The organism is Micromonospora sp. NPDC000316, assembly GCF_042898885.1.
In the GTDB taxonomy this organism is placed as follows: Bacteria; Actinomycetota; Actinomycetes; order Mycobacteriales; family Micromonosporaceae; genus Micromonospora.
The window spans coordinates 86,921-99,542 of sequence record NZ_JBIAZG010000008.1; the positions used below are offsets into that span (position 1 = coordinate 86,921).

Sequence of the window (12,622 nt, forward strand, 5' to 3'; positions counted from 1 at the left end):
CACACGCCATCTGTTGGCGGACACGAAGGTCCCGTAGGGTGCCCGAGTGCCACTGCTCCTGCTGGACCTGGACAACACCCTGCTGGACCGGGCCGGGCCTTTCCGCCGCTGGGGTGAGCGCTTCCTGGACGGCGTCGGCGCGCCCCCCACCGACATCGACTGGCTGATCTCCCTCGACGCCGACGGGCTCACCGACCGCTGGGATCTGGCCGACGCCATCCGGGATCGCTACGAGCTGCGCATCCCCTCGATCGACCTGGTCGAGGAGCTGCACGACGGGGTGGTGGCGCAGACCCGGCTCGACTCGCTGACCGCCTGCGCGCTGCGAATAGCCGATGACGCCGGCTGGGTGCCGGTGGTGGTCTGCAACGGCACGGTACGCGTCGAGGACGCCAAGATCCGCCGTACCGGCCTGGACCGCTACGTCGCCGACTGGGTGATCTCCGAGGAGGCCGGGGTCAGCAAACCCAACCCGCGGATCTTCGCGCTCGCCGCGCAGCGGGTCCGGATGCCGTTGCGCGGCGCCTGGGTGGTCGGCGACAGCCCGGAGGCGGACATCGGCGGCGCCGCTGCCGTCGGGCTGCCCAGCGTCTGGCTGCACCGAGGGCGCACCTGGTCGGACGTCCGGTTCGCGCCGAGCCGCACGGTCGACGGGCTGATCGCCGCGGTCGCCACTGTGCTCGCGAGCTGACACGCCGCACCCGCAGGGTCGACGCGGGGTGGCGGTAATTCGGTTGACCCGTTGTCGAGGCCGCCGCGAGGATGGGCGGCGCATCATGCACCCGGGCGTTCGCCCGGTCGAGGAGAGGGGGTCGGCAATGGCCGTCTTCGCAGGTCGCTTCCAGCTGCCTAACTCCGCCTCGACAAAGGGACCCTCACCGCAGTGCGTGATCATGACTTTCCGGCGCTGGAGCGCCGGAGCCGCGGCAAGAGCCGCTTCGACGACGACGAACCGCAGTATCTGAAGCGCGGGCGGCCCACCGAGCTGCCCGCCGACCCCGACGACGGCCCCGACCCCGACACGGGCGAGCGGTGGTCGTCCTGGGACGACGCCGTACACGGGCCCGAACCGCACCCGCCGTGGCTGGTCACCGAGCTGGCCGCCAAGGACACCGAGCTGGGTGTGTTGAAGACCGGCAAGGAGGCGGACGTCCACCTCGTCCGCCGGGCGGTGCCCGACACCGACCGTTCCTGCCTGCTGGCCGTGAAGCGATACCGGGACGCCGAGCACCGGATGTTCCACCGCGACGCCGGCTACCTGGAGGGCCGTCGGGTACGCCGATCCCGGGAGAACCGGGCGATGGCCGGCCGCACAGCCTTCGGCCGACAGATGATCGCCGGGCAGTGGGCGGCGGCCGAGTTCGCCGCGCTGGCCCGGCTCTGGGAGATCAGCGACGGGCACGACCGGATCGCCGTGCCGTACCCGGTGCAGTTGCGCGGCACCGAGCTGATGCTGGAGTTCGTCGGTGACGCCGAGTCGGGCGAGGCCGCGCCCCGGTTGGCACAACTGCGGCCCGGCCCGGCGGAGCTACGCGACCTGTGGGGTCAGCTGGTGGAGGCGCTGCGGGTGCTCGCCCGGGCCGGCTACGCGCACGGCGACCTGTCGCCGTACAACCTGCTCGTGCACGCCGGGCGGCTGGTCGTGATCGACCTGCCGCAGGTGGTCGACGTGGTGGCGAACCCACAGGGGCCCGAGTTCCTGGCCCGCGACGTACGGGTGGTCGGCGCCTGGTTCGTGGCACGGGGGCTGACCGCCGAACAGGTCGACCCGGGCGAGCTGACCGGGGAGCTGCTGCGCGAGGCGGGCCTGCGCTGACCGAGACGGGTCGGGCGGCCCGACCAGCCGCCCGACCCGCCCCCGCCGCTCACTGGAGGTAGCGCTCCACCTCGGGCTTGGGGCGTTCGCCCTGCGCGTCGGGGTCGCCGTGGGTGTCCCGGGCTGCCCGGCGGCGGCGCAGCAGGTCCCAGCACTGGTCGAGGGACTCCTCCAGGTTGCGTAGCCGCTCGCTGGTCTCGCCCTCGGTGCCCGACTCGTGGGCCTGGGCATCGGCGCGCAGCCGGTGTTCCTCGTCGACCAGTTCGGAGATCCGGTTCAGGATGGTCTTGTCGTCCATGCCACAGAGCCTGGCACAGGGTGCCCGGCATCGCCCGGATTCGCAGGACCCGGTGCGCCCCGGCGCGTACCCGCCGGGGGTCTGCTGGCCGGGCCTGCCGGTGGACGCGTTGCGCCAACGTCTCGCCCTGCCCTACGGCGGCCCGTCGGCCGCGCGGCCCCGGCGCTCAGCGCGCAGGAGGCGGCGGGCGGCACGGGCGGCGGGTGCGGTGCGGCGGCGTGGTGCGGGCGGCGGTGCGGTGCGGCGGCGTGGTGCGGTGCGGCGGCGTGGCGCGGGCGGCGGTGCGGGCCGGCGGAGGCTGGGCCGCGTCGGCGCCGCGACACGGCGCCGGCTCTCCGGTGTGCCGGTGCGACCTGCACCGGAGCCTTTCTTCGGTTGTCCACTCAGGATGAACGGTCGGCGACGGGGGCGCCGGAAACCCGGCGCGGGCGCATAATCTCACCGGTCGGAGGTCTAGAGGTGCCCCGGATTTGATGAGATGCTTCCGACGCCCAGAAGGTGCAAGTTCCACAACTCCGACCGGCCGAAGTGGACAGCCGAGGCCGTCGGATTGACGAGGAGACGCCATGTCCCAGGTGTCCGATGCCGGGCCCGCCCCCGCCAGCACCGAACCCCGGATGATCCCACTGCGTCGCGTCCTGCCGGCGATGGTCCGCGACCCGCTCGGCGCGCTTGTCAGCTTCGCGGACGATGCTGCCGGGGAGGTCGTCCGGCTCAACCTCGGCTCGTTACGCCCCTACCTGGTGAGCCATCCGGAGCATCTGCAACGCGTGCTACGGGACAACGTTGCCAACTACACACGCGACGGGGATGGTCTGCTCTGGCGGCCGGTCCGCCGGATCGTCGGCGACGCCATCCTGGTCGCCGAGGGCGAGGTCTGGGAATCCAGCAGGGGTGCGCTGCAACCGCTGTTCACCGCGAAGCGGGCCGAGACGCTCGTCGACAAGATGGCCGAGGCGATCAACGAGGCCGTCGACGAGTGGCTGGAGCCCGCCCTCGAGGGCAGGCCGATCGACGGCGGCGCCGAACTGACCCGGATCGTGCTGCGCACCACGATGCGGGTGCTCTTCGCCGACCGGATCTCGGTGCCCGACGCGCTGCGCATCAGTGCCGCGCTGGACACGCTCACCACCGCGATGCTTCCGCGCCTGCTGGTGCCCTTTGTGCCGTACGCGGTGCCGATGCCCCGCGACCGTGCCTTCAACGAGGCGGTACGGACCATCGACGAGGTGGTGCTGCCGATCATCCGGGAGGCCCGGGCGCGGCCCACCGACGGCGACGACATCATCTCCACTCTCTGCCGGCCGCGCGCCGACGGCCGGGAGCCCGACGAGTACGCCATCCGCGGCGACGTGGTGGCCATGTTCTCCACCGCCACCGAGACCACTATCGCCCTGCTGTCCTGGCTCTGGCCGGTGCTGTCCTCCCGACCGGACGTGGCCGAGCGGATGACCGACGAGATCGAGCGGGTGGTCGGCACCGAGCGCGTCGGTCGCGCGCACCTGCCCCAGCTGCGGTACGGCCGGATGGTCCTCGACGAGATGCTGCGGCTCTACCCGGCCGGCTGGATGATCCCCCGGACGGCGGTCGGCGACGACGTGCTGGGCGGGGTGCGGATCAAGGCCGGTGGCACCGTGTTGGTCAGCCCGTACGTCACCCAGCGGATGTCGACGTTCTGGGACGACCCGAACACCTTCGACCCGGAGCGCTTCGCCCCGGAGCGGCCCCGGCGGCCCTACCGCTACTCCTACTTCCCGTTCGGCGGTGGGCCGCACCAGTGCCTGGGCCAGTACCTGTTCCTGCTCGAAGCGCAGCTCATCGTCAGCACCGTGCTCAGCCGCTACCGCTTCCGGCTGGGCCACCCTGTCGACCTGACGCCCCGGATGGGCGCGTCGCTGCAACCCAAGCAGCGGGCCGAGCTGTTCCTCACCCCGGTCGCCGGCACGGTCGCGCCGTGACCGGCGCGCCGTGGCCGGTGCAGACCGGCCCCGATGCGGTCGCCGAGCAGGGCCGGGTGTCCGCGCTCGCCGTACGGGGCGTACGCGACCTCCAGGGCGTCACTGCCGCCCACCCGGAGCTGTTCGACGCCGCACCGTTCGACCCGGCGCTGCTCAGCTCGGTTGCCTCAGTGGTCGCCTTCATCGCGCCCTGGCATACCGCCGACGAACTGCGGATCACCACCCGTACCGTGCTCTGGGTCTTCGCGGCCGACTGGCAGGTCGACTACCTGGCCCGGTCCGCCGACGACGTCCGGCAGGTGGTGACCGACTGCCTGGCGGTTGCCGACGGCGCCGCCCCGCCACCGGGGCGCCACCTCGCGCGGCTGCTGGCCGACCTACGCGACGAGCTGACCACCGTGCCGGCGTTCGCCCGGCTGCGTCCGATCTGGCGCGACGAACTGGCGCGGGTGTTCGCCGCCGTCTCGCGTGAGTGGGACTGGAAGAACCTGCCCACCGACCCGACCACCGGACGAAGCCTGCCGGACCTCGACCACTATCTGGACAACTCCGACAACTCCGCCAGCTCCTTCGTCAACGTCACCCACTGGATAGCCACCGGCGACGATCGGACGCTCGCCCTGTTGCCCGACCTCCTGGACGCCGGACGCGGCGTGCAGCGTGTGCTGCGGCTGATCAACGACCTCGCCACGCAGGGGCGCGACGCCGAGTGGGGGGACCTGAACGCTCTTTCGCTTGTCGACGACCCGGCGCAGGTGCACGACCGGCTGGCCGAGCTGACCTCCCGGTCCCGGAGGGACCTGGCCGCACTCGCCGAGCGATGCCCCCGCCAGGCGGACTACCTCAACAGGCAAATCTCCTTCACCAGCGGCTTCTACCAACTGTCGGACTTCTGGGGGGAGCGCGATGAGTGACGGCGTCGTGCGCGTCCTGACCGGACCCGACACCGGCCGCGACCCGACGACCGACGCCGCCCGCGAGCTGATCGCCGGCCTGTCGCTGCGGCCGTGGGGGCGGGTGGCCCCGTCGGTGTACGAGAGCGCCCGTCTCGTCGTCGACGCGGCCTGGCTGCCCGGGCACGACGAGCGGATCGGCTTCCTCCTGCGCGCGCAGCGCCCGGACGGCGCGTGGGGGCCACCCGAGGGGTACGCCCTGGTGCCCACGCTGAGCGCCACCGACGCGCTACTCGCGGCGCTGGCCGACGGCGTACCCCGACCGCATCTGCTCGGCCCCGCGGCCCGAGGGCTGGCCGCGCTCACCGGGGGGCTGCTCGCCGCCGACGCGCGGACGCTGCCGGACACCCCGGCGCTGGACCTCATCGTCCCGGCGCTCGTCGAGTCGATAAACGACCGGCTGGGCCGGGCGACCATCGACCTGCCGCCCAGCCCGCCGCTGACGCTGCCCCCGGGGCTCGGCCCCGACCGGCTGCGGGCGGTGCGGGCGGCGGTGGCCGCCGGGGCGGCTCTGCCCCCGAAACTCGCCCACTTCTACGAGGTGCTCGGTGCGATGCCCACCGACGCCGGCCCCACCCTCACGGCCGTGGGCGCGTCGCCCGCGGCGACCGCCGCCTGGCTGAGCGCGGCCGGCCCCGACGCCGGCCCCAGCGCCCACGAATTCCTTCGGCAGCTGATCCAGGACGGCCGCGGCACGGTGCCCTGCCCGACGCCGATCACCGTGTTCGAGCGGGCCTGGGTGCTCAGCGGGCTGCGACGGGCCGGCGTCGCGGTCAACCCGCCGGCCGCCCTGGTGAACACCCTGACCGGTGCCACCGGCGCGACGGGCGTCGCCACCGGCGAAGGGCTGCCCACCGACGCCGACACCACATCGGTGGCCCTGGACGCGCTGGCCCGACTCGGCCGACCCGCGGACCCGGCCGCCCTGTGGGCGTACGAGACGGCGGACGGGTTCTGCACCTGGCCGGGGAGCGAGGACGGCTTCTCGGTCACCACCAACGCGCACGTGCTCGACGCGTTCGGTCAGCACCTGATGGCGCATCCGAACGCCGACGCGCGATACCACCGGACTCTCGAGCGGCTCAGCTTCGTGCTGCCCCAGCACCAACGCCCCGACGGCCGCTGGCAGGACCGCTGGCACGCCTCGCCGTACTACGCCACCGCCTGCTGCGTGCTGGCGCTTGTGGAGTTCGGTCGGGGCGGCATCGCGGCCGAGGCGGTGGACCGGGCGGCGGCATGGGTGCTGGACAGCCAGCGCGCCGACGGCTCGTGGGGGCGGTGGGCCGGCACCGTCGAGGAGACCGCGTACGCCCTGCAGGTGCTGTTGGCCGCTCCGACGGGTGCGCCACGGGTCGCCGACGCGGTGGCTCGCGGGCACGCCTACCTGCACAAACCGTCCGGCCCCGAGCACCCTCCACTGTGGTACGGCAAGGAGCTGTACTCTCCTACCGCAATCGTCGCCGCAGCGGTGCTCGCCGCGTGCCGGCAGTCGGCCGTTCATCTCGCGGGCACCGACCGTTCGGTGGTGGATTGTGGTTACCAGGCAACAAAAACAGCGACTTGAGGGGTTGTGCGGACACTGCTAGCGTACGCAGAGCCTCAGCCCCGTCTGCCCCGCCGAGGCGGGGACGTCGTCTTCCATGATCACCCGTTGATGAGCTGAGTCAACGCCCTGCCTGGGACGGTTCAATGCGTTCTCGCGGTACGAGTATCCGCACCAAGGTCGTCGCCCTGCTGCTCTCCCTTGTCGCGCTCTGGATGTTCGCGGCATGGGTCACCCTGCGGGACGGCTTCAACCTGCTCGGTGTCCAGGTGATCAACAGCAGGGTCTACGCGCCGAGCGAGCCGCTGCTGCAGGAGCTCCAGCTGGAACGGCGGCTGACCCAGGCGTACCTGAGCAACCCCGCCGCCGAGCAGCGGGCGGCGTTGGAGGCACAGCAGCGCGAGACGGTGAAGCTGGCGGGCGACTTCGCCGACTCGGTCCGCAACTGGCAGGTCGACGTGGCCGGCAGCGCCGCCCTCGACGCCCAGCTGAACGCGACGATCACGCGGATCAACTCGCTGGAGCAGACCCGCGCGCAGGTGCTCGGCCGCTCCGTGGACCGGGTCGCCGCCGCGGACGCCTACACCGGCGCCATCGCGTCGATCTTCCAGATTTACGACGTGACGGGCAGTCTGGACGACAAGGAGATCGCCGCCGACGCGGCGGCCCTGATCCAGCTCAACCGGATGAAGGAACTGGTCTCGCAGGAGGACGCGCTGCTCAGCGGTCTCTTCGGCAACGGCCGGATGAGTGGTCCGGAGTACGCCCGCTACGCCAGCCTGGTCGCCGCCGAGCGGTTCCTCGGCGCGGAGACCCAGACCCGGCTCGCCGACGCCGACAAGCGTCGCTATCAGCAACTCGTCGAGGGCGAGGCGTTCACCAGGCTGCGCGCCGTGCAGGACAGCATCATCCGCGAGGGCCGGCCGTCCACCCAGTTGCCGATAAGCGCCGAGCAGTGGCGTGGCACTGTCGAACCGGCGCTTGCCGACGTCAACGACGTGGTGGTCGCCGGCGGTGAGGGCATCGTGGACCGGGCGACAGGCGTGGCCGTGATGGTCGTCGTCCGGTTGGTGCTCGCCACCGGCCTGGGTCTGCTCGCCGTCATCGCGTCCGTCGTCGTCTCGATCACCACGGCTCGCACCCTGCTCCGCCAGTTGGAGCGGCTGCGTGAGGCCGCCTGGCAGCTCGCCGACGAGCGGCTGCCCCGGGTGGTGGAGCGACTCGGTCGTGGCGAGGATGTCGACGTGGCCACCGAGGCGCCTCCGCTGGAGTTCGGCACCGACGAGATCGGCCAGGTCGGCAAGGCGTTCAACGCGGTGCAGGAGACCGCCCTGCGTACCGCCGTCGAGCAGGCCGAGTTGCGCCGCAACGTCCGCGAGGTCTTCCTCAGCCTGGCCCGGCGCACCCAGGCGCTTGTGCACCGTCAGCTCACCCTGCTCGACGCCATGGAGCGGCGCGAACACGACGCCGAGGAGCTGGAGGACCTTTTCCGGGTCGACCACCTGGCCACCCGGATGCGGCGTAACGCCGAGAACCTGATCGTGCTCTCCGGCTCCACCCCGGGCCGGGCCTGGCGGCGCAACGTCCCGATGGTCGACGTGGTGCGTGGCGCGGTGGCCGAGGTCGAGGACTACACACGGGTGAACGTGCTGCCGCTCGGGCCGGTCTCACTCGCCGGCCGGGCGGTCGGCGACGTCATCCACCTGCTCGCCGAACTCATCGAGAACGGCCTGTCGTTCTCCCCGCCGCACACCACTGTGGAGGTTCGCGGCCAACCGGTGGCCAACGGGTTCGCCATCGAGATCGAGGACCGGGGCCTCGGCATGAGCGAGGAGGACCTGGCCGCGGCGAACCACCGCATCGTCGACCAGTCCGAGCTGAACCTCGCCAACGCCGCCCGGCTCGGCCTCTACGTGGTGAGCCGGCTGACCGAGCGGCACGGCGTGCGGGTCCGGCTCAAGGAGTCGGCGTACGGCGGCACGACCGCCGTCGTCCTGATCCCTCTGGACCTGGTCAGCGAGGACGGGACCAGCCCGGAGACCTCCGGCGCGCTCCCGACCACGTCGGCAATCGCGCTGCCGGCGGGACCGACCTCCGGTGGTGACGCCGGCCGGCCGGCTCTCCGCTCGCCGGTCGCGCTTGCCGCCCCGGCGACGGACACGGCGGCGCCGGGCACGAGTGTGCCGCAACCGGTGACCCCGTCCGCTCCGGCAGTGGCCGGCAGCGCCGTCGAAACCGGGCACGTCGACGAGGGCGACGCGGACGTCGTACTCCCGACTCGGCAGCGGACGACCCCGGCCACCGGGACGCCAGGGCTGCCCACCCGGGCCCGGCGCACCCCGGGCCAGTCGGCCCTGGAGGGGCCGACGGTCGCCACCGGCCTGCCCGCGATCGACCGCGCGGGACCGGCGCCCGACGCCGGCGAACCGGGCGCCGACGGCGGCCCGGTGCCGGCCCGGTCAGAGACGGACCGGACCGGCTCCGGCCTGCCGGTCCGGATTCGGCAGGCGAACATCGTGCCCGAGCTGCGCGACGACCCGACGGCGACCGAGTCCGACGAGGAGGACGTGGTACGCCCACCGGACCAGGTGCGCCGGATGATGAGCTCCTACCAGAGCGGCACCCGACGCGGTCGCACCGACGCGGCACGACTGCTCGGCGGCGCGTCCGACGCCTCGCCCGAGTCGACCGACGAGGAACCGCAAGCCACCTGACCGAGCGCCGGCGCTGCGGTTCCCGCGTGGTGTGACGGTCAGACCCAAGACGAGTACGGCGCAACTGCCGGGCGAGAAGAGGACGACGAAGTGGCCCAGAAGACGGCTTCGAGTGCCGACCTGACGTGGTTGCTGGACGATCTGGTGGGGCGGGTGAAGCAGGCCGAGCACGCGGTCGCGCTCTCCTCCGACGGGCTGTTGATGGCTTCCTCGCAGGGGCTGAGCCGGGACGACGGCGAGCACCTCGCGGCGATGGCGGCCGGGATCCAGAGCCTGGCCCGGGGCGCCGGCAAGCGCTTCGGTGGCGGTCAGGTGCAGCAGACCATCATCGAGATGCAGTCGTCATTCCTGTTCGTCACCGCCGCCGGCCGCAACGCCTGCCTGGCGGTTCTGGCCACCGAGGACGCCGACGTCGGCCTGATCGCGTACGAGATGGCGATGCTTGTCACCCGGGTCGGCAAGTACGTGGCCTCCCCGTCCCGCGACAACGTTCAGCCGGCCGGCGAGCGGTAACGGCCATGACGGTGCAGGGGGAGTCCGCGGACCATCAGTGGGTGGACGACCATGCGGGCCCGGTGGTCCGTCCGTACGCGGTGACACGCGGGAGGGCCCGCCCGGTCACCGGCACATTCGACCTGATCTCCCTGGTCACCGCGACCCGAGCCGACGTCACACCGGAGGCCGGCCTCGGCCCCGAACACCTCGCGATCGTCGGCCTGTGCCAGCGAATACAGTCCGTCGCCGAGATCGCCGCCCACCTCGACCTGCCGGTGGGCACCATCCGGGTGCTCCTCGGCGACCTCGCGGCCCGCAGCCTGGTGCAGGTACGCGAACCACAGACCACGGCCGGTCTTCCCGACAACAGCATCTTCGAGGCGGTAATCAATGGACTACGGGCACTCTGACCGGCCGGCGGGAGCGACCCCACTGCCCACCGCGATCAAGATCCTGGTCGCCGGTGGCTTCGGCGTGGGCAAGACCACGATGGTCGGCGCGGTGAGCGAGACCCGGCCGTTGCGCACCGAGGAGGTGCTGACCGAGACCGGGGTCGGCATCGACGACCTGTCCGGGGTGGAGGGCAAGACCACCACCACAGTGGCGATGGACTTCGGCCGGATCACCATCAGCGACGACCTGGTGCTCTACCTGTTCGGCACACCCGGGCAGGACCGTTTCTGGTTCGTGTGGGACGAGCTGGCACTGGGCGCGATCGGCGCGGTGGTGCTCGCCGACACCCGGCGGCTCGCCGACTGCTTCCCCTCGATCGACTACTTCGAGGGTCGGGGCACCCCGTTCGTGGTCGCGGTGAACTGCTTCGAGGGCGCCCGGCAGTACCGGCTCGACGAGGTCCAGAACGCTCTGAACCTGGACCCGGGGGTGCCGGTGCTGCTCTGCGACGCCCGGCAGCGCGAGTCCAGCAAGGAGGTGCTCGTCACGCTCATGGAGCACGCCATGAAGACCCGCGAGGCCCGTCGCCGCGCCGCCGCAGGGGACTGACCGACGACCCGCAGAAATTTTTCGGCGCCCGCTGTCCGGTACGGCCCCGGCCGAACGTCATGCTGGCGACACCTGGACACACGAGGGAGCGCCAGATGAAGTACATGATGTTCGTCTGCACCGACACCGAGCCGGACACCGACCCGACCGACCTGCCCGACGTCGAGAAGTGGGTGGCCGACAACGACTCCCGGGGCCGCCGCCTCGCCGGTGACCAGCTGGCGCCGACCACCGCGGCGACCACGGTCCGGGTACGCGACGGCGAACTGCTCGTCACCGAGGGGCCGTTCGCCGAGACGACCGAGGTGATCGTGGGCTTCGACCTGCTCGACTGCGCCGACCTGGACGAGGCGATCGAGGTGGCCCGGGCCCATCCGATGGCCCGGGAGGGGCGGTTGGAACTGCGCCCGTTCATGGACCTGCCCGGCTGACCGGATGGCCGGGATCGACGACCCGGCCGGCGCGCACGACAACGCCGGCGCGCACGACAACGCCGGTGTGCGCGACCGGGCCGGCGTCCGCGACGACGCGGGTACGCCCGACAGGGCCAATGGGTGCCACAACGGGGGTGCGGCCGCGACGGCGCAGGCCGTCGCGGCCGCCGGCACCGACGCGTACCCACGGATCGTCGCGACCCTGATCCGGGTGACAGGCGACTGGGCGCTGGCCGAGGACTGCGCCCAGGAGGCGCTTGCCGCCGCCCTCGAACGCTGGCCCGCCGACGGCGTGCCGACCAACCCGGGCGGCTGGCTGACTACCGTCGCCCGCAACCGGGCGATCGACGTGCTGCGCCGGGCCGCCGTGGAGCGCCGCAAGCTTCATGAGCTGGCGGTGCTCACGGCGGCCGACGGGCAGCCCGACCCCGAGGCGGGGCAGGACGTGGTGGACGACCGGCTGCGACTCATCTTCACCTGCTGTCACCCGGCCCTCGCGATCGAGGCGCGGGTGGCGTTGACCCTGCGGACCGTCTGCGGGGTGCCGACCGCCGACATCGCCCGGCTCATGCTGGTCACCGAGTCGACGATGACCCGCCGGCTGACCCGCGCCCGGACCCGCATCGCGCAGGCCGGCATCCCGTACCGGGTGCCGAACGGGCCGGCACTTGCCGAACGGCTGCCCGGCGTCCTCGCCGTGCTGTACCTGCTGTTCACCCGGGGCTACGTCGTCGACGGCGAGCCGGCCTTCGCCGACGAGGCGGTCCGGCTGGCCCGGCTGCTCGACCGGTTGATGCCGGAGCAGTCCGAGGTCGTCGCGCTGCTGGCGCTGCTGCTGTTCCAGCACTCCCGCCGGGACGCCCGTCGGGACGCCGCAGGCAACCTGCTCACCCTGGAGCGGCAGGATCGCGCGCGGTGGGACCGCGCGGCCATCGCCGAGGGCCTGGCCGCCCTTGCCCGGGTACGCCACGACGGGCCGTACGCGTGGCAGGCCCGCATCGCCGCCTGCCACGCCACCGCCGCCTCGTTCGACGCCACCGACTGGCCGACGATCGCGCGAGCCTACGACGCGCTGGCCGACATCCGGCCCTCCCCGGTGATCGCGCTCAACCGTGCGGTCGCGCACGGCTACGCGTACGGGCCGGTGGCCGGGTTGGGTCTGCTCGACGCGATGCAGGCCGGGGGAGGGCTGGACGGCAACCCGCTCGCCGTGGCGGCGCGGGCCGATCTGGTCGCGCGGCAGGGTGACCGGCTGCGAGCCGCCGCGCTGTTCCGGGAGGCCTCCCGGATGGCCGGCCCGACCGCCCAGCGCCGTGCACTGCTCGACCGGGCGGACGACCTCGCGAGGTAGCCGGATCCTCCGGGTCAGCCGCGCTCGGCAGCACCAGGAATCGGGTCCAGGCCGCCGG

12 protein-coding genes are annotated in these 12,622 nt (G+C 72.7%); 11 read left to right on the plus strand and 1 reads right to left on the minus strand.

All coding sequences use genetic code 11. The annotated features are described in order from the left end of the window. Positions 1-46 precede the first annotated feature (46 nt). Positions 47-691, plus strand: coding sequence for an HAD family hydrolase (locus ACFY2Q_RS17925; protein WP_387131408.1), 645 nt, complete (start codon positions 47-49; stop codon positions 689-691). A gap of 192 nt (positions 692-883) precedes the next feature. Further along, positions 884-1,816 carry an RIO1 family regulatory kinase/ATPase gene (locus ACFY2Q_RS17930; RefSeq protein WP_387131410.1) on the plus strand — a complete coding sequence of 311 codons (933 nt, stop codon included), beginning with the start codon at positions 884-886 and terminating at the stop codon, positions 1,814-1,816. 49 nt (positions 1,817-1,865) lie between these two features. On the opposite strand, the gene ACFY2Q_RS17935 is transcribed toward ACFY2Q_RS17930, so the two are convergent. Further along, a complete protein-coding gene (locus ACFY2Q_RS17935) occupies positions 1,866-2,114 on the minus strand; it encodes a DUF2630 family protein (RefSeq protein WP_387131411.1) in 249 nt (82 codons plus the stop codon). 620 nt (positions 2,115-2,734) lie between these two features. Here ACFY2Q_RS17935 and ACFY2Q_RS17940 point away from each other — a divergent pair. From ACFY2Q_RS17940 to ACFY2Q_RS17980, 9 genes are all read left to right on the plus strand, one after another. Beyond that, the gene (locus ACFY2Q_RS17940) at positions 2,735-4,072 is read left to right on the plus strand and encodes a cytochrome P450 (RefSeq protein WP_387131674.1); all 1,338 of its coding nucleotides are present in this window, start codon (positions 2,735-2,737) and stop codon (positions 4,070-4,072) included. After that, positions 4,069-4,986 carry a terpene synthase gene (locus ACFY2Q_RS17945; protein WP_387131412.1) on the plus strand — a complete coding sequence of 306 codons (918 nt, stop codon included), beginning with the start codon at positions 4,069-4,071 and terminating at the stop codon, positions 4,984-4,986. Before ACFY2Q_RS17940 ends, ACFY2Q_RS17945 begins: the two co-directional genes overlap by 4 nt. Further along, the gene (locus ACFY2Q_RS17950; RefSeq protein ID WP_387131413.1) at positions 4,979-6,589 is read left to right on the plus strand and encodes a prenyltransferase; all 1,611 of its coding nucleotides are present in this window, start codon (positions 4,979-4,981) and stop codon (positions 6,587-6,589) included. Before ACFY2Q_RS17945 ends, ACFY2Q_RS17950 begins: the two co-directional genes overlap by 8 nt. A 125-nt stretch (positions 6,590-6,714) precedes the next feature. After that, entirely contained in the window at positions 6,715-9,282 is a 2,568-nt protein-coding gene (locus ACFY2Q_RS17955; RefSeq protein WP_387131414.1) for a nitrate- and nitrite sensing domain-containing protein, read from the plus strand. Positions 9,283-9,372: 90 nt separating this feature from the next. Then, the gene (locus ACFY2Q_RS17960; protein ID WP_387131416.1) at positions 9,373-9,795 is read left to right on the plus strand and encodes a roadblock/LC7 domain-containing protein; all 423 of its coding nucleotides are present in this window, start codon (positions 9,373-9,375) and stop codon (positions 9,793-9,795) included. Between the two features lie 5 nt (positions 9,796-9,800). Continuing rightward, positions 9,801-10,187: a DUF742 domain-containing protein gene (locus ACFY2Q_RS17965; RefSeq protein WP_053657059.1), complete on the plus strand. Its 387-nt coding sequence runs from the start codon at positions 9,801-9,803 to the stop codon at positions 10,185-10,187. Further along, positions 10,168-10,779: an ATP/GTP-binding protein gene (locus tag ACFY2Q_RS17970; RefSeq protein WP_387131417.1), complete on the plus strand. Its 612-nt coding sequence runs from the start codon at positions 10,168-10,170 to the stop codon at positions 10,777-10,779. Before ACFY2Q_RS17965 ends, ACFY2Q_RS17970 begins: the two co-directional genes overlap by 20 nt. 95 nt (positions 10,780-10,874) lie before the next feature. Continuing rightward, complete coding sequence (locus ACFY2Q_RS17975) at positions 10,875-11,210, plus strand: YciI family protein (protein ID WP_387131419.1); 336 nt, start codon at positions 10,875-10,877, stop codon at positions 11,208-11,210. A 4-nt stretch (positions 11,211-11,214) separates the two neighbouring features. Next, entirely contained in the window at positions 11,215-12,564 is a 1,350-nt protein-coding gene (locus tag ACFY2Q_RS17980; protein WP_387131421.1) for an RNA polymerase sigma factor, read from the plus strand. Positions 12,565-12,622 lie beyond the last annotated feature (58 nt).

Excerpts from the sequence above, each read along its gene's own strand:
- ACFY2Q_RS17975 (WP_387131419.1), top strand. The coding sequence starts at position 10,875 with ATGAAGTACATGATGTTCGTCTGCACCGACACCGAGCCGGACACCGAC.
- ACFY2Q_RS17935 (WP_387131411.1), bottom strand. The coding sequence starts at position 2,114 with ATGGACGACAAGACCATCCTGAACCGGATCTCCGAACTGGTCGACGAG.
- ACFY2Q_RS17970 (WP_387131417.1), top strand. The coding sequence starts at position 10,168 with ATGGACTACGGGCACTCTGACCGGCCGGCGGGAGCGACCCCACTGCCC.
- ACFY2Q_RS17965 (WP_053657059.1), top strand. The coding sequence starts at position 9,801 with ATGACGGTGCAGGGGGAGTCCGCGGACCATCAGTGGGTGGACGACCAT.
- ACFY2Q_RS17955 (WP_387131414.1), top strand. The coding sequence starts at position 6,715 with ATGCGTTCTCGCGGTACGAGTATCCGCACCAAGGTCGTCGCCCTGCTG.
- ACFY2Q_RS17950 (WP_387131413.1), top strand. The coding sequence starts at position 4,979 with ATGAGTGACGGCGTCGTGCGCGTCCTGACCGGACCCGACACCGGCCGC.
- ACFY2Q_RS17980 (WP_387131421.1), top strand. The coding sequence starts at position 11,215 with ATGGCCGGGATCGACGACCCGGCCGGCGCGCACGACAACGCCGGCGCG.